This is a genomic window from Corynebacterium felinum (genome assembly GCF_030408755.1).
Lineage (GTDB): Bacteria > Actinomycetota > Actinomycetes > Mycobacteriales > Mycobacteriaceae > Corynebacterium > Corynebacterium felinum.
The window spans coordinates 1,897,923-1,915,064 of sequence record NZ_CP047209.1 but is presented as its reverse complement, the minus strand read 5'-3'; the positions used below and the strand labels follow the sequence as shown (position 1 = coordinate 1,915,064).

Here is a 17,142-nt window from a genome sequence, read left to right as displayed (position 1 = left end):
GTGCACAAGGCTGCGGTTTTTTTAAAGTGTGAAGACTATTTAGGCTTCGAGCTTACGCAGGTGAGATACGCGGGATGGCTCGATGTTGAGTGCGCGTAGCTCGGAATCGGAAAGCTCAGCATAAGGGCCGGTGCAGGTTGCCTGCAGGTAGTTCCAGTCTGGCTCCTTGTGGCCTACTGGCTTGTTGTGGCCAGTGAGGGTGCGTACCTGCTTGCCCTTGGGCTCGAACAGCTGCCACAGCAGACCAATTGCGATCAGTGCTGCGAAGACGAACAGGAAGATTGTTTCGACATGACCCTTGTGGTTACCGAAGTTGTAACCAAGCAGGATGAAAACAGAAATCCAACCGGAAATCTGGGTCGCGTTACGACCAATGTGGTGCCAACCCCAAGCTGCCGATGGCTCATCCAGGGTGGATACGCCGTTGTGAACCTCAGGGGCGATCTCGTGGGAACCGGCCACGTTCTTCTCCTTATCTCGCGCTCCCCGCGCCCACGGTCTCTGGCCTGAATCAAGCGTCAGATGGCAGTGGAGGAAAAATCTTTTAAGGGAGCTAGTCATGAATGATCTAGATTTCCCAACTATTTTGGCACATCAGGACCACAAAAGCGACATGAAAACCCCAACAGCTAAGCAATGTGGCTCATGCCACAAGCTAGTTATCCAAGTGCAGGGGGCTGTGACCTTGGGAATTAGTAGCTGGTGGTGGGTAAAAAGTTCCCCCACGCAGCCTATCTGTGTGCGATTCAACCGAAAGTAGGTCCACGTTAGGGGGTAAATGCCTCCCGCTATGCACATCGATCGCAGGTGCGTTGTTTCCGCGGGTTTGGGTGGTGGTTCTTTTTGAATGTGTGAGAAGTTTGGAACAATGGTTGAGGTGAGCAAGCAAATTTTAATTCTTGGCAGCACCGGTTCGATTGGCACCCAGGCGCTTGAGGTGGTGGCTGATAACCCCGACAAGTTTGAGGTTGTTGGTATTGCGGCGGGCGGGCGCGATCCTCAGCTTGTGATCGACCAGGCACGCACGCTCGGGCTTCCTGCCAGCCACGTGGCAATCGCCGATCCTGAATCCGCCCGTGTCATTAGCGCGGCGTTGGGTGGGGACGTGCTCGCAGGTCCTGACTCGGCGGAGCGGCTGGTGCGGGAAGTTCCCGCCGATACTGTGTTGAATGCGCTGGTGGGTTCGCTGGGGTTGGCGGCAACGATGGCGACGATTGAAACGGGCTCCTATCTTGCGCTTGCGAATAAGGAATCGTTGGTTGCTGGCGGTGATTTGGTGATGAAGGCTGCCCGCCCTGGCCAGATTATCCCGGTTGATTCTGAGCATTCTGCGATGGCGCAGTGTTTGCGCTCCGGTAGCCGTGGTGAGGTGGCACGTTTCGTGCTTACCGCTTCGGGCGGGCCGTTTCGGGGTTGGACGCGCGAAGAGATGTGGGAGGTTACTCCGCAGCAGGCTGCCGCGCACCCTACGTGGTCGATGGGGCAGATGAATACGCTGAATTCCGCCACATTAATTAATAAGGGTTTGGAGCTGATTGAGGCGTCCTTACTGTTTGGGGTGCATCCCGATGACATCGACGTGAGTGTGCATCCGCAGTCGATTGTGCATTCCATGATTACGTTCTGCGACGGTGCGACGATTGCGCAGGCCTCCCCGCCGTCGATGAAGCTGCCGATTGCGCTTGCCCTGAATTGGCCGGAGCGTGTCGACGCCGCGCAACCTGCCCTGGATTTCCGCGAGTCCTTCAGCTGGGATTTTGAGCCTGTCGACGACCACGCGTTCCCCGCTGTCCGGCTCGCGCGGGAGGCGGCAGCGAAGGGTGGTACTTTCCCTGCTGTGTACAATGCTGCGAATGAGGAGGCGGCTGCTGCGTTTTTGCAGGGCAAGATTAAGTTCCCGCAGATCGTGGACACTGTGGCGCATGTGCTTGCGCAGGCTGATGAGTTTGCGGGAACTCCCACATGTATTGCGGACGTTCTAGAATGTGAAAACCAGGCGCGTACTCGTGCACACGCCTATCTAGCCACCATATTCTCATAATTTTTCTAGGAGCCCTGTTTCCTTCATGATGTCGTATTCTTTCGGTGTCCTTCTTTTTGGTCTTGGCATTGCCGTGACCATTGCTTTGCACGAGTGGGGGCATTTTGCCACCGCCCGTTTTTTCGGCATGAAGGTGCGCCGCTTCTTCGTTGGTTTCGGCCCTACTGTTTTTTCCTTCAAGCGGGGTGAAACGGAGTATGGGTTCAAGCTGATTCCGTTGGGTGGTTTCTGCGATATTGCTGGGATGACGAATCAGGATGAGGTCACTGAGGATGAAAAGCCTCGTGCGATGGTGAATAAGCCGTGGTGGCAGCGTGTAATTGTGCTGCTCGGCGGCATTATTATGAACCTGATTGTGGCCACCACTGTGCTCTATGGGTTAGCCGTCACTTCTGGGCTTCCTGATCCGAATCCCGACACCACCGCCGTTGTGGGACAGACTGGCTGCGTGGCACCGGCTCAGAAACCTACTGGGGAACTCGAAGCTTGTACCGGTGTGGGCCCTGCTGGTGGAGCTGGCCTGAAAGCAGGCGATCGCATTATTGCTGCCGATGGGAACAACTTGGAAAGTTTCGCCGAACTGCGTGAATATGTGATGGCGAAGCCTGATGAAACAGTCAGCCTTACCGTCGTGCGTGATGGTCAAGAAATCATGACAGACATTGTGGTAGCAAGCGCACAACGACTGAACGAAAAAGGCGAGCTGCACACCGTTGGTGCGATTGGTGTGACCAGCGCACCACTGGATTTGTTTAAGACCTACGGCCCAGTTGAGGCGATTGGTGCGACCGCTAATTTCTCCGCCACTGTTGTGGGCGATACGCTTCGCGGACTTGCCGCCTTCCCTGCGAAGATCCCAGGCGTGGTGGCCGCCATCTTCGGTGCTGAGCGCCAACTGGATGGCCCTGTGAGTGTGGTCGGTGCCTCACGAGTGGGTGGCGAACTCGTGGAGCGTTCCATGTGGCCGATGTTCTTTATGATGTTGGCCAGCCTGAACTTCTTCCTCGCGTTTTTCAACCTTGTGCCACTTCCGCCTCTCGACGGCGGGCACATCGCGGTTGTACTCTACGAAAAGGTTCGCGACTTCTTCCGCCGCCTCCGCGGTCTTGCACCCGCTGGCCCTGCCGATTACTCCAAGCTCATGCCGATCACCATTGGCTTTGCCGCAATCCTCATGGGCGTGGGTGCGATCGTCATCATCGCCGACGTGGTGAACCCGATCAGAATCTTCGGTTAACCCAAAAACGAGCAACCACCCAAGAAAGGTACCGAGTAAACGGTCACCTTCTCTTGGGTGGTTTTCCCTTTTTTTGCAAGAAAACAGTCTTGCGGGCAAGTTACCGTTGCTACGATAAGACTGTTTGCTGTAATCGACAAACATCTAGCTATTCAAACTAACTCGTAGTTCCAAGGTGATCCCATGGGTAAAGACTTAGAAAAGATCACCGTTATTTATCTCTACAAGAAGAAGAAAACAACGGCAGAATCTGGACAGAAGAACATGTTCCGAGAGATAGTTTCTCTACGACCCAAGAGCTTGCTTTTAGATATTTCTCGTTGGGTCTTCTTCGCACTGTTTATTTTTACGCTTATAGGGTCTATTTATGCTCCTAAAGAAGAAAATTGGGGATTGCTCAAACGTTTTATTGCGATTTGGCTTATTCGATCACAGGACAAACCCTTAGATATAGTCACCGTTGTTTTAACTTTAGTGGGTGCCATTGGTGCGATTGCCTACTTTGTGATTCGTTTTCGCGAAAGAACCGATCAAGAAACTGAGCTCCTAGTAAAAGAGAAAGCAGCAATTGAGGACCGATTTGATAAAGCGATTGAACAGCTCGGCGATCCCTCCCCTCAAGTTCGTATCGCTGGCGTTTATGCCTTAACTGACATAGCTGACACTTATTTAGGGCATTACCAGCAGCGCACAGTTGATATCCTATGTGGTTATCTACGTATTAATAGAGTTGATGAAAATGGTAAGTTTAACGATGCTGCAGTCGAGTCAACGATACTAAATGTGCTGCGAGAACACCTACTTTCTGATAAGAACGAGAAGATAGATGAAAACGTACAAGTAAAGAACGATGAGCAATTATGGACTAATTGCATCATAGATCTGCACGGTGCCGTAATTAATGAGAGATTTTCGTTCGCAAATTGTACTTTTAATTCTTGTAATTTTAATAGAACACTTTTCAGGCAAAAAGTCACATGCAAAAAGTCTGATTTTATTTCACAAGCCAACTTTGATGAAGCGTGTTTTATCGGGAATGCATCGTTTGAAGAGGCTAAATTTTGGGGCGAAGTTTCATTTAAGGGGGCTAAATTTGTGAATGGCACCTCGTTTGCAAAAGTATCATTTGTAAAGCGTTGCACTTTTAATGGTATGGTAAACCAAGGGGCGGTAACATTTACAAACTCCGTCTTTGGAGATGTTGCTAATTTTAATGATTCTAAATTTAATCATAGTTTAGTTTTTCGAAACGCGATATTTAGAAATAGATGTTCTTTTGCTGGTTTATTAGTTGAGGGCTGGTCTTCGTTTATAGAGATAGCCTTCCATGGCGGTGTATCCTTCGCGGGGACTACCTTTGTTGGAGAATCCTCGTTCAGGAAATCCATTTTTCATAGACCTGCCACATTTGATGCTGTTACTTTTGTGGGTGAAGCTACTTTTAGGGAAGTTAAATTTGTGAAAAAAGCTTCATTTGTTGAAGTCTCATTTTTGGGCGAGGTCTCATTTAATGAGTCTATGTTTCAGGGTGAAACCATTTTTAATAAAGGAAGTTTCTGGAGCTGGGCTTCATTTTCTGGTGTTAACTTTCAGAATTACGTTTCGTTTGAAGGTGCTGCTTTCGAAAGTCGTTGTTTTTTATAAAAGCGATTTTTTGCGCGAAGGTCTCTTTTTGTAATACTTCTTTCCAAAATGAGACTATATTTAACTTTTCATTGTTTGATCGCCCGGTAGTTTTTTCAGAGGTGGAATTCCGAGCTTTATTATCGTGTCATCAAGTCATCTTTGAGTCCGATGTGGTATTTAAAAATGTACAGTTTTCTGGATTAAGCAGCTTCAAAAAGGCGAAATTTAAAAGTGGCGCAAAATTTGATGATGTGAAATTTTTAGAACATTCTTTCTTTGACCAAGTTGTGTTCTACGCAGATATAAGCTTTGAAAAGGTCTTTTTTAATCGCGTGCTTTCTATGAAAAATGCGCGTTGTATGAGTGTTATAAAATTAAAGGAGATCAACGCTGGTTTCGTGAATTGTTGGCGATCGCATTTTAATGAAGTCTACTTCAGTGGCGTTAAAATTTCGAATCTTAACTTTTGGGGCGTAAAGATATTTAAAGACTTTTATTGTGAAGGCGTGTTTGATGGTTGGGTTTTTGTTGAGAAGCCAACAATTTTTCAAAATGCTATATTCAATGGAGTTTTCACTCTGGAATAAATAATATTAGCTCGTTTTTTCTCATCGGAATACCTTATTACCTACGTGGCCTAATAGTTCTTTGAGATCAGCATCTGGAATTTCAATAGGCTGGGAATCAGTGGTGAAGTTCTTACGCCAAGGATCTTCTTCCCGCGTCATATTGCGCAGTACCCACGAGCAATAACCGCCATATTTGTCCCACACTTCGACGAGATCCTTTTCCACCTCGCGGAAGTTATCCCAATCGAAATCTGGTGAAACAAAGCGTGAAGAATCAATGGGCCGGTTTTCAAACGTGCGTAGTTCATTGAAAAGAGAGGGAATGACAGGCCCATTCGACCACGCTTCCATCCGGTCAGAAAACAAGCTCATTCCGTGGTGCTGCCGCATAACATGCGCCTTCGCGTAATACAGTAGCTTCTGTAACTGAAGGCTGCTTAATTCAGCATCTTCAATCTCTTCAGCCCAAGCCACAAACCACTCGGCAATATCACGCGCAGAATACTGCTTCATCGTCACTCCTCTCTAATGTTGCAGTATGAGGTTTGATTCTAAAATACCCTCACGCAATTCCGCTAGAGTAGCAACCTGTTTTAAGCGGATAACCTTGATAAGGAAGACGCGACATCATCTACTTTGTGGGTTTCTTCCACGAAATATCCGCATCCGTAGCCAGTGCTGAGGCGATGCCGAGGAGGATCAGCAGGACGGTGGGGGCGAGCATCATCCAGGGGGCGCGCTCAGCGTAGCGGATAGATTCATTCAAAATCATGCCCCAGTTCGGTGAATCATGCGCGGCACCCAGGCCGAGGAAACCCAGGCTGACCAGGGCGAGTGCGTTGTGGGCGATGCGGCTGGCGGCATGCCTGGCTACTGCGGGAACTAGTGTGGGCATGGTGTGCACCCACACCAAGCGCATACGGCTTGCCCCTTGAAGTGCAGCCCAACGGTAAAAACCGGTAGTGCGTACCTCCGCAGCCACGCTTGATGCGTGAGCAGCCAGGGGAATCCAACCCACGAGTAGGACGGCGATAGCGGCGGTGGTTTGGGAAGGGCCGAAAACACCAGCCAAAATCACACCGATGAGTACGGCGGGAAGAGCGTTGAGGGCGTCGCCAAGCTTCGAAACCCACACACCCGCAAGCCCCAAAAACAGCCCGACCACCGCGCAGGCGCAGGTGACTAAGAAAGCGGCACCGAGGCTAAACACTGCGCCGTGGGCTAAACGCACAAGCAAATCACGGCCCAGCTGATCCGTGCCCACAATATGTGCGCTGCTGGGGGCAAGCAGGCGATTGTTCACATCAAGAACAGGGGCGTTCGTCACCAGCGCGAGGAGGATCAGCGCAACAAAAGGGCTGATCGTGGCAAGAAACAACACCCTTGCTGTAGGGCGGTGGCTGGTGCGCTGTGCTGTGGAGGAGGCGGAATCCGCGCTGATTAGCGGATGCAGGAGTACGTGTCGCAGCAGTTGTGAAAGCGTACCTGTGACAAGCCCGACCACAATCGTGGTTAACACCAGCACCTGAAGCACCGGAATATCACGGTTGGTGGCGGCAACAACAGCGGTGCGGCCGATGCCGGGAACGTTAAAGGCTGTCTCAACCAGCACGGTAGCCGCGAGCGTGCCAGCGAAAAACAACACGATCTGTGGAAGCAAAACTGCCAAGCTGCGGTGCATGAGCGCGAGGAAAAACGCTCGGTCGCGCACCCGATTCAGCCGCCACATCCGCACCCACTCCTCATGCGCCAAACCATCAATGGTGATCAGGAGGATACGCCCCAACAAACCAGCGGAAGGGATCGCAAGTGATAACACCGGCATTACTAGATGCGCGGGGGAGGAGTAGCCGCTGACGGGCAAAAGCCCAAGCCGCAGCCCGAAGATGACGAGTAAAACAACTGCGAGCACAAATTCCGGGATAGAGCCCATGATCGCCATGCCCATGATGTGCGAGGCTTTCGAAGGCTTGCCCCGCATCACCGCAGTAATGCGGGGAAGGACAAGAATAATCGCCAACACAACCGCAACGGCAGTCGACAGCCCCGCAATCGACGCACTGACGTTTAGCCCACGCAATGCGGCATGGGCAGCTGAAGTGGAAGGATCGACCCAACTCACACCAAAATCGCCCTGACTTGCACGCGCAAGCCACTGGATGAGCCCCGACCAAGCAGAATCTGGCAAATCCAGCTCATTCCGGATCGCCTCAAGCACCACGGGGTCTGGTTCACGTTCCGCCTCACGGGCGCGAAACACGCTCAAAGCTAAGTCTCGGCCGGTGATAAACGGCAACGCGGCAGTAATCAGCACACCAGCTGCCACAAGGGTGCAGGGGAACACAAGGCCACGCAGAAAGCGACGAAGAAGTATACCCGGACGTCGGCCCTGCTGGGGCAGGAGTTGGGGTGCGTGAGTAGAAGGCGCGGTAGCGATCATGGAAGGAGTGAAAACCTCAGCGTAAGAAGAAAAACAACGACACGTGCAACACGCAGCGTGTGCACGCGGAATATGTGGGTGACACCAAGGCGGGGGGACTTCTTTGGGTGACTTCTTTTTAAAGTGCGGCGTGGTGCTTGTGGTGCACCAGCACCCTCCGCCGGTGCTAGGTGGATGTCGGCGAAAGTTCAAGGCATCGCCGACATGCAGGATGAAGGGTTAGTTGGCGCCAGCGTCGGCTTTGGCCAGCTTTTCCGTGATCAGGCGGCGCTCAAACGGATCGATGGTCACGCCCTCAAGATCCTTAAACACAATCAAGGAATATTCATGGGCGAGTGGAATCACCGCATTATCGGCCACAATCTTGCCAGCAATTTCAGCCGCGCGAGTGTAGCGGGCATCAAGATCAGCAATATTCATCGCATCGTTGATTTCCTTATCGATCTCCTCGTTGCAGTACATCGACAAGTTATAGCCGCCTTCACAGGTGTAGTCGGAGCTTAAGAAGCTCACGGGGTCAGCCGCGCCCAACTGGTAGTTGCGGGAAGCAATCACCGCGTCGAAATCACCGGCGAGCAGCGCATCTTCGAGTGTCGTGTATTCCTTTGCCACAACCTCAACCTCAAATCCAGCTTTGCGCAGCTGATCAGCCACAACTGAGGCAGCTTCGGGTAGCTCCGGGCGCTCGGTCCAGGTAGCAAGCCGAATCTTTGCCCCAGCAGGGTCGGTGGCACCAGCCAGGGAGTTTTTCGAAATCACATCCTTCGACCAGCTCGCGTTAGCCGAAAACATCTTGCCCTCAGTGGCTGCGGCGTGACCTTCATAAATATTCTCAACAATCGGGCCAGCTTCCACGAACTGTGCAGCCTGTGCACGCATGGCAGGATCAGCGAACACACCCTTGTTCGTGTTCAGGTGCAAATACACACCGCGCGGGAGTGGAGTTGCCTCCACCTGGTGGTCGGAAAGTTCCCCCAGCTGGGCAATCGGCACAGCCTGGGCGAGGGATACTTCACCGCCGCGCAGTGCGTTGGCGCGGGCGACACCGTCTTCGATGAAGGTGGTGCGAATACCTTGAGCAAGTGGAGCGCCGTTCCAGTAGTCGGCAAAAGCGGTGCTTTCAGCCTTATCGGTATCAAAGGAGGCAAGAGCGAACGGCCCGGTACCTGTGTTGATGAGGGTGACTTTGTCGCCGTCGAAGGCTTTTTCCGACAAGATGACGGTGCCCGGATCAGCAAAACGCTGCACCAGCACCGGGTCGGGCACTTCACTAGTGACGTGCACAGTGTGCTTATCGACGGCGCTAAAGGTCAGCTCCTTCTTACCTAAACCCTTGGGCTTGGAGGATGCTTTCATGGCGTGATTGAGGCTGTTGACAACCGCCTCGGCAGTCAGTTCCGTTCCGTCGTGGAACTTCACGCCTTGGCGCAGGTTGAAAACAGCGGTGGACTCATCAGGCATCGTCCACGACTGAGCCAACAATGCTTCAGGTTTGCCGTCTGAATCAAGGCTTACCAACGTTTCAGCAGTACCCATGCGGGTATTCAGAAGAGCATCGTCGGAATAGGGGGAGAATGAACCCACCGGCTTAAACGGCAAGGAGATTCCTACTTTCTCATCGGTGGCCATCTCAGTTTTTTCAAAACCGCAGGCCGACAGAAGAGACGCTGATAGAACAGCAGTGGCACACACAGCCACGAAACGGCGGGATGACAACATACCCACACACGTCCTTTCACCAGTTGTGCCTTCGATACACTAAACACCGCAGGCAGGTTGATACTTGAAATTTTTATGAAGTTATACACACCAAACCTGAGAAGCTTTGGTGAAGTTGTGACTCACCACCACGTGCTTTAGCGTGTGGCGCGGGCAGCAATCATGGGCAAAACCACCGCCGATGCGGCCATCATGCCCGTGAGCACCAGCCACGGGAATGCGGCTTGGGGCTGGGGTATGGTGGCGGCGTCGAGAAGCGAACCGACGATCAGCGAGCTGAGCAAAACAGCAACCCCGCCACAGGAGTTCAGGAAACCGAAATAGGTGCCCACGCTCTGTTCTTTCGCCAGCACACCCACTAAATCGCGGGCGATCGGCAGTGCGATCATCTGCCCAGTGTGCATGAGAATGAGCATGAGAATCGACGGCGCTAAAGCCAGCATCCCGCCCAAGGCGGTAGGGGCAGGGAAAGGGGCGCACAGGGCGATGATGGCAAAAGCTGAAGCCATCAACCCGAAACCGATCTTCAATGACACCGTGCGCGGGTGGGCCTGAGCCCAGCGTGCCAGCGGCATCTGCAACGCCAGACTGAACACAGAGGCGAAGACAAACATCCAGCCCAATGCGCCTTGATTACCCGTTGCGCGCATCAGCTCGACCGGCAGTGCGAGGTATTGCTGGTTGTAGCAGACCAAACCTGTGCTGTAAGCAGCGGCGAAAATGAGAAACGGCCGGTTGCGCAAAACCTGGGAAAAACTTGCCCACACCGATTCGGATGGGGGAGTTTTCACCGCGGGCACGATACAAGCGTGGGCGAAAAACAGCAGCGTAAAAATCCCCGCTGCCACCATGCACATCACGGGGAAACCAGTGCTTAAAAGCAGTGCGCCTAGAACTGGGCCGGTGAGTGAACCCACGCGGGAAAATAAAGCATCGAGGGCGAAAAGTTCCGCGCGGGAGACAATGCCGTCTTCTTCTGTCTTTTTACCGGCAACCGCAAAGGATGCTTCAGCAGCTGGGGAGAATAGGGCGGCGGCGAAACCGATCAGGATCACCGCAATCATGAGGGAGCTGATGCTGGTCGATAGCCCGGCGAGGATAAAACCAGCCACCCGAATCGCAATGCCGGTCAACAGGACGGGTTTGACGCCGAAGCGATCCGTCAGCGCCCCGCCGAGGAAGAAAAGCCCCTGCTGGCTGAATGTGCGCATGCCCAACACGAGGCCAATCATGGCACCGGTTGCCGCAAGATTTTCGTGCATGAATGTGGCAAGAAACGGCACCACTAAATAGAAACCGACATTAAAAAGCAGTTGGGTGATAAGCAGCAGGCGCACGGGCAAAGGGAGTGCGAAAAAGACTGTGTGGTCGCGCGTTTTTTTGGCGGTGTTTTCAGGCTTTAGCATGGCAGCGCCCCCTCACAACCCGCAGGTGACAGGGAATTGTTGTGGGCGCCGTGATGAACAGCAGCACCAAGCACCGTAGCAGCGTGCACCAGGCGCTGCCGCGCCGGCGAAACAGTCGGCGCTAAGCTATCGGTATTAGTGGGGAAAAGCTGATCGGCGGGGATATCTTCAACAATTGTGCCGTTATCGACAACGATGATGCGCGTGGCTAGGTCTTGTGCGGCATACAGGTCGTGGGTGACAAGCACAAGGGTCAGTTCGGGGGTGCCAAGCAGCGCGAGCGCTTCTTTTTTCGCCTGCGCATCCAGAGCACTTAATGCTTCGTCGGCGTAGATGGTGCTGGGGTTGGTGATCAGTGCGCGCGCGATTCCTACGCGCTGGCGTTGCCCGCCAGACAGCTGGTGTGGTCGCCTGTGAGCAAGTTCGGGGTCGAGTCCCAGTGCGGACAGTAGATGGGGGACTTTAGCTCGCGCTTTTGTGAGGTTGCCACGCGCGATGGCAACGGGTTCGCAGATGATATCGCGGACTTTCAGCGCGGGGTTGAGGCTGGCATCAAGGTCTTGGGGGATGAAAGCGAAATCGCCGATAGTAGGTGCACTTACTTGACCATAGGTGGGCTGTAGCCAGCCGCAGAGGAGTCGAATGAGTGTGGTTTTGCCCGAGCCGGATGCGCCGATGACGGCGACTTTTTCCCCAGCGCTGATTGTTAAGGTGGTGGGGGTGAGCACGGGTGCGTAGGAGGCGTCGACAAGCTGAATTACCATTGCCCCGCCTCCTTGACATCGGCGCGAAATCCCCCAGCGGGGTTGGGGTTAAGCACGATGGCGCGGTGGCATAGCGCGTGTGCGGCGTGGTGGTCGTGGCTGATAAACAGCACTGCACGCTTGGGGTTGGTGGCAAGCAGGCGTTGGAGGGTTTCAATGACGGTGACGGTGGCAACGGGGTCGAGGGCGGAGGTCACTTCGTCGCAGATCACAATGTCGGGGTCGCCGCCGAGTGCAAAGGCGATGCTGGCGCGTTGGCGCTGCCCGCCGGACAGTGCAAGGGGGTAGCGGGAGTGCAGGTGGTCGTCGATATCGACGCTGCGCAGAAGCTCCCGGGCGCGCGAAAGGCTGCCAGCGGTTAAGGCTAGTTGCTTGTCGACGCGGGCAAGGGGATTCAGCGCCCCGAACGCATCTTGACCCACCACGCCCACGCTGAGAGTTCTGGTTTCATTCGGCGGTGACTGTTGCTGCAAAGTGGCTAAAGGGTCTAAGAATCCGCCTACTACAGCGGCCAGTGTGGATTTTCCCGCCCCGGAAGGGCCAAGCACTGCGATCGCTTCGCCGGGGAAAATGGATAGTTCTGGGATGCTTAACACGCATGTTCCGCTGTAACTGACCTCAACATCGGTGCAGGAATACACGGGTGTAGTGGTGGCGGGTTCTGCGTTTAAAGCATTCACAAGGGTAGTAACTGACTTTCTTGAGAGCACAAATGATGAGCTAACACTAGTGGGCACTAGGCACAGTGCACGCAGGGGTGTGGGAGGCTCTTCAAAAGTGGAAAGTGGACGGAATTTTTTATGTACGAAAAATTATTGGTAATGGTTACCAAAACTGGATACTAGGTGAGAAAGCACACAAGTGCAAGGGTTGAACGAATAAATATTTATTGGTGGTGCGTGTTTTTAAGCTGGTAGGGGAGGGTAAAGCCGCATCGAACATGGGTTGATAAGGGCTATCTATCTGCAGGAATATTTTTAAGCTGATGGAAGTTTCTGGTTGGTATCGAGGGACTGGGCGCGGGGTTGAAATCAGACTCTGGCACGATAGAAAAAAATTTTGATGCTGCTACATTGGGCACGGAACGTCATTTTTTTATCCCCGTATTCACACAATCACGTTCGAATGCAGACGTTCACCGCCCAGAAACATTGATTGCTTTGAAGGAGCAGGCTTACAACACCATGACGACGCCACAACCTGAAACCAGCCCCGACTACCCACCAAAGTCTGCTGCACACACCCAACCGGGGTTTCCCCCGGCGCTTGAAGTGCAGGGTTTAAGTAAACGGTTTGGAAACAAGATCGCAGTCAATAACCTCCATCTGACTGTTCCCAAAGGCGTAATCTATGGAATCGTCGGGCCCAACGGTGCCGGTAAAACCACCATGCTGAACATGGCAACTGGGCTGCTGCGCCCCGATTATGGGCAGGCGTTTATCTGCGGGCACGATATGTGGAACGATCCTATCCCCGCGAAACAAGCCATGGGGCTACTCGCCGATGGACTGCCGGTATTCGACCGCCTTACCGGTGCGGAATATCTCGAATATTTAGGTGCACTGCGTGGCCTGGATGCTTCCGAAATCACCAGCCGCGCCAAAGATCTGTTGCGCGCGCTTGGACTCGAAGAAGCCTGGGATAAGAAAATCATGGACTACTCCGCGGGCATGACCAAGAAAATCCTGCTGGCTGGTGCACTCCAGCACAATCCTGAAGTGCTGATCCTCGACGAACCACTCGAAGCTGTCGACCCAGTGTCCGGTCGCATCATTCAGCAAATCCTCAAAACCTATGCCAGCAGCGGTGGCACTGTAATCTTAAGCTCCCATGTCATGGAACTGGTCGAAGGCCTCTGCGATCAAGTGGCCATCATCCACCAAGGAACAGTCCGCGTGGCAGGCCCTGTTGCCGAACTTCGCGGAACACAGGCGAATCTCACCGACCTTTTCATCTCCGTTGTTGGCGGTGGCGAACTCGCCGAAGGCAGCCTCGGCTGGCTGCACCAACACCACAGCACCAATGGTGAGAACACTCAGAGTCAGGACTGAGCGCATGGACACTAACGCACACAACAACCACTCAGCGATCACACCTTCGCTGTTCTCCAGCACGCCCACGCCCCCGCACGGGGCAGGCGGGGGCGTAGCGGCGTCGACAAGCACTGGAGCTACTCGCCCGAAATCGCTGACAAAAACACTGCTACGCCTACACCTCGTGCTCTGGCGACGCAGCTTGAGTAGCAACAAAGCCTCACTGTGGATGAATATTTTTATCCTCGTCTACTCCATGATCGGACTGCTCTCGTTTAGCGCCCTCATGTATTTCGAAATGACTGACGGGCGATTATCCGCACTCACAGGGGCAATCGCGGCGGGCACACTCGTCTACCTCATGGCAGCAATCATGATCCCCTCCGGGGAAGGGCAACTGCAACCAGAATCTTTCGCAGTATTGCCGCTGAGCGAAAAAGATATCATGCCCAGCTTGATGATCATGCAATTTCTGCAAACCCGCGGCTTTGTTGCACTGATCTGTACCACGGTGACCACCGTTGTTGCCCTGCTTGCGTTAAGCCAGCAGCAACTCCTGACACCCATCATTGTGCTGATCACCATCATCGCCATGGTGATGTCACTGGCCGTAGTGATCGTCATTGCCGAAACCGTGGCCATCATCCTCGCCCAAGGCTCAGTCGCGCTGGCAAAGAAAGACAAACGCGCCTACCTCGCCGCTGGTGTAATGATCTTAGGCTGGTTCGCCTACATGATGCTCATGAGCCAAAACCCTGTCGACGGGGCGCTGAGTGCCTACGGCAACTTCCTGCGCTGGACACCCATCGCCTCTGCCGGCGGGATGGTCACCACCGCTGCACAAGGGCACTGGGGATACTTCCTAGTAATGTTCGCCATCACAGCACTCACCATCGCCTGCGGTGCCTATGCGTGGGTCAAATCCACCAACAAACGCCTCATCGCCCCACTTGGCGACGGCGGTGCAGGCACCGGAAGCAAGAAAAACACCCAGGTTGAGAAAACACCTTTTAACACCCTCCTGCTTCCGCGACTGAGCCCCAGCCTCTTCAACTACATCTACTCCCGCGCACTGCGCTACCACCTGCGCGATTCCCGCCTCATCATCAACATCGCTTTCGCACCAGTGATGGCACTGTACTTTTTGTACATGGGATTTATTGGCAATTCCAGCTACCCATACGTCGGTGTCGCCGTCTTGGCCCTGGTATCAACTATGGGATCAACCAATATCTTCGGCTACGATGGGCCAGCCAACTGGACCCATCTAGTAGCAGGCGTTCCCGCTCGCACACTACTGGCCGGGCGCTACTTAGCTTCCGTCACACTCGAATTCTGCATGTTCATCATCTACACACTCATTGTGATCGCCTTGAAGCCAACCATGCTGACGTTCATGGTGGTCGGTCTTGCCATCGGCGGGCTCATGAGCATCATCGCCATCGCCATGACCCTGGCAGTACGCAACCCATTCCCCGTGGCAAAACCAGGAACTAACCCATGGCAAGATCGCTCCGGCTTTTCCGCCGCAGCATTCATCAGCGCATTCGCAGGATTCCTGCTTGTGTGGATCCCACTAGCACCCGGCCTAGCACTGGCAATTTTCGGCTATATCAACGAATCAATCCCCATCACCCTCGCAGGCATCGCACTGTCGTGGGCAATCGGCGCGGGCGTACTCATCCTCGCCATCCGCCGCAACACCGCCTACCTCGAACAACACTACGTGGAGATATTTAATAAAGTACGCAGCTACGTCTAAACAATACGCACCCACCACCACACCGTGACACACCCAACCCTGATTATTAACGCGCGCCGCGCTTGTGCGTGCAGGGTTGGGTTTGTTTTTGCTTGCTGGGCTTAAGCAGTGTGCGGTGGTGGTGGTAGGATTTGGGGGAAAGTGTGAGACGTGTGCACATTTGCTGTTAAGAATCTACCCTTCTTGTTGATTGCACAACTTTTTCTTCCACATCACTGAATTCCTCATGTTTGCTACTGCGCTCGTGCGCACGAGTAACGAGGTGTTGGGGGTGTGGGGGTCTCAACCTGTTTGAACGAATAAGGAGTAATCGTTTCCCGTGTCTAGCCCTATTGGTCTTGGTTTGCCCGATGCACCACTTCCTACCTTGGCGCCGCGTCGTAAGACTCGCCAGTTGATGGTGGGCAACGTGGGGGTGGGGTCCGATTACCCTGTCTCGGTGCAGTCGATGACGACTACGAAGACGCATGATGTGAACGCGACGTTGCAGCAGATTGCCCAGCTGACTGCTTCTGGTTGCGATATTGTGCGGGTGGCGTGCCCGAAAACTATCGACGCCGAAGCGTTGCCGATTATTGCGAAGAAGTCTCCGATTCCGGTGATTGCAGATATTCACTTCCAGCCGAAGTACATTTTTGCCGCTATTGATGCTGGTTGTGCCGCGGTGCGCGTGAATCCTGGCAATATTAAGGAATTTGATGGCCGTGTGAAGGAAGTGGCGAAGGCTGCTGGTGCGGCTGGTATCCCAATCCGCATTGGTGTGAATGCTGGTTCTTTGGATAAGCGGTTGATGGAAAAGTATGGTCGTGCAACCCCTGAAGCGTTGGTGGAGTCGGCCCTGTGGGAGGCTTCGCTGTTTGAGGAGCATGGTTTCGGCGATATTAAGATTTCGGTGAAGCACAATGATCCTGTGGTGATGGTGGAGGCGTACCGCCAGTTGGCTGCCCAGTGTGATTATCCGTTGCATTTGGGTGTGACTGAGGCGGGGCCTGCGTTCCAGGGCACGATTAAGTCGGCCGTGGCGTTTGGTGCTCTTTTGTCTGAGGGTATTGGCGATACGATTCGTGTGTCGTTGTCGGCTGATCCGAAGGAAGAGGTCAAGGTTGGCGACCAGATTTTGCAGTCGCTGAACCTGCGTGAGCGTGGCTTGGAAATTGTTTCTTGTCCTTCTTGTGGCCGCGCCCAGGTGGATGTGTATACCTTGGCTGAAGAGGTGACTGCTGCGCTTGATGGTATGAATATTCCGTTGCGTGTGGCTGTGATGGGCTGCGTTGTAAACGGCCCTGGTGAGGCTCGCGATGCTGATTTGGGTGTCGCTTCCGGTAATGGCAAGGGCCAGATTTTTGTCAAGGGCGAAGTGATTAAGACGGTGCCTGAATCCCAGATCGTGGAAACATTGATCGAAGAGGCGATGAAGATCGCTGAAGCCGAGGGCTTGGAAATCAAGGAAGGCGCACAGGCGAAGGTTTCTATCACCCGCTAACGCAGCGTACATCCCCCTGAAATTTATTGAGTTTTTCTCACCAGGGAAATGCGTATGAAACG

Annotated in this window: 14 protein-coding genes; 7 read left to right on the top strand and 7 right to left on the bottom strand. The window is 53.6% G+C overall.

Going from position 1 to position 17,142, the window contains the following annotated elements; translation table 11 throughout:
* Positions 1-39: 39 nt before the first annotated feature.
* Positions 40-462, bottom strand: a complete 423-nt coding sequence (locus tag CFELI_RS08185; protein WP_277103550.1) for a DUF2631 domain-containing protein — start codon at positions 460-462, stop codon at positions 40-42.
* 406 nt (positions 463-868) lie between these two features.
* Here CFELI_RS08185 and dxr point away from each other — a divergent pair, with 406 nt between their 5' ends.
* The 4 genes from dxr to CFELI_RS08165 all read left to right on the top strand — a co-directional run bounded on the left by dxr (position 869) and on the right by CFELI_RS08165 (position 5,491).
* Positions 869-2,041 carry a 1-deoxy-D-xylulose-5-phosphate reductoisomerase gene (gene dxr / locus CFELI_RS08180; RefSeq protein WP_277103618.1) on the top strand — a complete coding sequence of 391 codons (1,173 nt, stop codon included), beginning with the start codon at positions 869-871 and terminating at the stop codon, positions 2,039-2,041.
* Positions 2,042-2,066: 25 nt separating this feature from the next.
* On the top strand, positions 2,067-3,278 hold the full coding sequence (locus tag CFELI_RS08175) for a M50 family metallopeptidase (RefSeq protein ID WP_277103551.1): 1,212 nt from the start codon (positions 2,067-2,069) through the stop codon (positions 3,276-3,278).
* A 183-nt stretch (positions 3,279-3,461) separates the two neighbouring features.
* Positions 3,462-4,922, top strand: a complete 1,461-nt coding sequence (locus CFELI_RS08170) for a pentapeptide repeat-containing protein (RefSeq protein ID WP_277103552.1) — start codon at positions 3,462-3,464, stop codon at positions 4,920-4,922.
* Between the two features lie 101 nt (positions 4,923-5,023).
* A complete protein-coding gene (locus CFELI_RS08165) occupies positions 5,024-5,491 on the top strand; it encodes a pentapeptide repeat-containing protein (RefSeq protein WP_290258963.1) in 468 nt (155 codons plus the stop codon).
* Between the two features lie 21 nt (positions 5,492-5,512).
* Here the strand turns inward: CFELI_RS08165 and CFELI_RS08160 are convergent, their stop codons facing one another.
* From CFELI_RS08160 to CFELI_RS08135, 6 genes are all read right to left on the bottom strand, one after another.
* Positions 5,513-5,986: a Panacea domain-containing protein gene (locus CFELI_RS08160; RefSeq protein ID WP_277103554.1), complete on the bottom strand. Its 474-nt coding sequence runs from the start codon at positions 5,984-5,986 to the stop codon at positions 5,513-5,515.
* Positions 5,987-6,104: 118 nt separating this feature from the next.
* Positions 6,105-7,913 (bottom strand): ABC transporter permease subunit, encoded by a 1,809-nt coding sequence (locus tag CFELI_RS08155; RefSeq protein ID WP_277103555.1) that lies wholly within the window; start codon positions 7,911-7,913, stop codon positions 6,105-6,107.
* Between the two features lie 219 nt (positions 7,914-8,132).
* Positions 8,133-9,632, bottom strand: coding sequence for an ABC transporter substrate-binding protein (locus tag CFELI_RS08150; protein ID WP_277103556.1), 1,500 nt, complete (start codon positions 9,630-9,632; stop codon positions 8,133-8,135).
* A 137-nt stretch (positions 9,633-9,769) separates the two neighbouring features.
* The gene (locus CFELI_RS08145) at positions 9,770-11,038 is read right to left on the bottom strand and encodes an MFS transporter (RefSeq protein WP_277103557.1); all 1,269 of its coding nucleotides are present in this window, start codon (positions 11,036-11,038) and stop codon (positions 9,770-9,772) included.
* Complete coding sequence (locus CFELI_RS08140; RefSeq protein ID WP_277103558.1) at positions 11,032-11,802, bottom strand: ATP-binding cassette domain-containing protein; 771 nt, start codon at positions 11,800-11,802, stop codon at positions 11,032-11,034. The genes CFELI_RS08145 and CFELI_RS08140 overlap by 7 nt, the downstream gene beginning before the upstream one ends.
* The gene (locus tag CFELI_RS08135; protein WP_277103559.1) at positions 11,796-12,482 is read right to left on the bottom strand and encodes an ATP-binding cassette domain-containing protein; all 687 of its coding nucleotides are present in this window, start codon (positions 12,480-12,482) and stop codon (positions 11,796-11,798) included. Before CFELI_RS08135 ends, CFELI_RS08140 begins: the two co-directional genes overlap by 7 nt.
* Positions 12,483-12,986: 504 nt before the next feature.
* On the opposite strand from CFELI_RS08135, the gene CFELI_RS08130 reads away from it, so the two are divergent.
* From CFELI_RS08130 to ispG, 3 genes are all read left to right on the top strand, one after another.
* A complete protein-coding gene (locus tag CFELI_RS08130; RefSeq protein ID WP_310129139.1) occupies positions 12,987-13,853 on the top strand; it encodes an ABC transporter ATP-binding protein in 867 nt (288 codons plus the stop codon).
* Positions 13,854-13,857: 4 nt separating this feature from the next.
* A complete protein-coding gene (locus CFELI_RS08125; protein WP_277103561.1) occupies positions 13,858-15,597 on the top strand; it encodes a hypothetical protein in 1,740 nt (579 codons plus the stop codon).
* Positions 15,598-15,916: 319 nt separating this feature from the next.
* Complete coding sequence (gene ispG / locus CFELI_RS08120; protein ID WP_277103562.1) at positions 15,917-17,080, top strand: flavodoxin-dependent (E)-4-hydroxy-3-methylbut-2-enyl-diphosphate synthase; 1,164 nt, start codon at positions 15,917-15,919, stop codon at positions 17,078-17,080.
* Positions 17,081-17,142: the final 62 nt, after the last annotated feature.

Bases quoted from the DNA above. Each gene is read 5' to 3' on its own strand.
- dxr (WP_277103618.1), top strand. From the start codon at position 869: ATGGTTGAGGTGAGCAAGCAAATTTTAATTCTTGGCAGCACCGGTTCG.
- CFELI_RS08175 (WP_277103551.1), top strand. From the start codon at position 2,067: ATGATGTCGTATTCTTTCGGTGTCCTTCTTTTTGGTCTTGGCATTGCC.
- CFELI_RS08170 (WP_277103552.1), top strand. From the start codon at position 3,462: ATGGGTAAAGACTTAGAAAAGATCACCGTTATTTATCTCTACAAGAAG.
- CFELI_RS08160 (WP_277103554.1), bottom strand. From the start codon at position 5,986: ATGAAGCAGTATTCTGCGCGTGATATTGCCGAGTGGTTTGTGGCTTGG.
- CFELI_RS08155 (WP_277103555.1), bottom strand. From the start codon at position 7,913: ATGATCGCTACCGCGCCTTCTACTCACGCACCCCAACTCCTGCCCCAG.
- CFELI_RS08150 (WP_277103556.1), bottom strand. From the start codon at position 9,632: ATGTTGTCATCCCGCCGTTTCGTGGCTGTGTGTGCCACTGCTGTTCTA.
- CFELI_RS08145 (WP_277103557.1), bottom strand. From the start codon at position 11,038: ATGCTAAAGCCTGAAAACACCGCCAAAAAAACGCGCGACCACACAGTC.
- CFELI_RS08140 (WP_277103558.1), bottom strand. From the start codon at position 11,802: ATGGTAATTCAGCTTGTCGACGCCTCCTACGCACCCGTGCTCACCCCC.
- CFELI_RS08130 (WP_310129139.1), top strand. From the start codon at position 12,987: ATGACGACGCCACAACCTGAAACCAGCCCCGACTACCCACCAAAGTCT.
- CFELI_RS08125 (WP_277103561.1), top strand. From the start codon at position 13,858: ATGGACACTAACGCACACAACAACCACTCAGCGATCACACCTTCGCTG.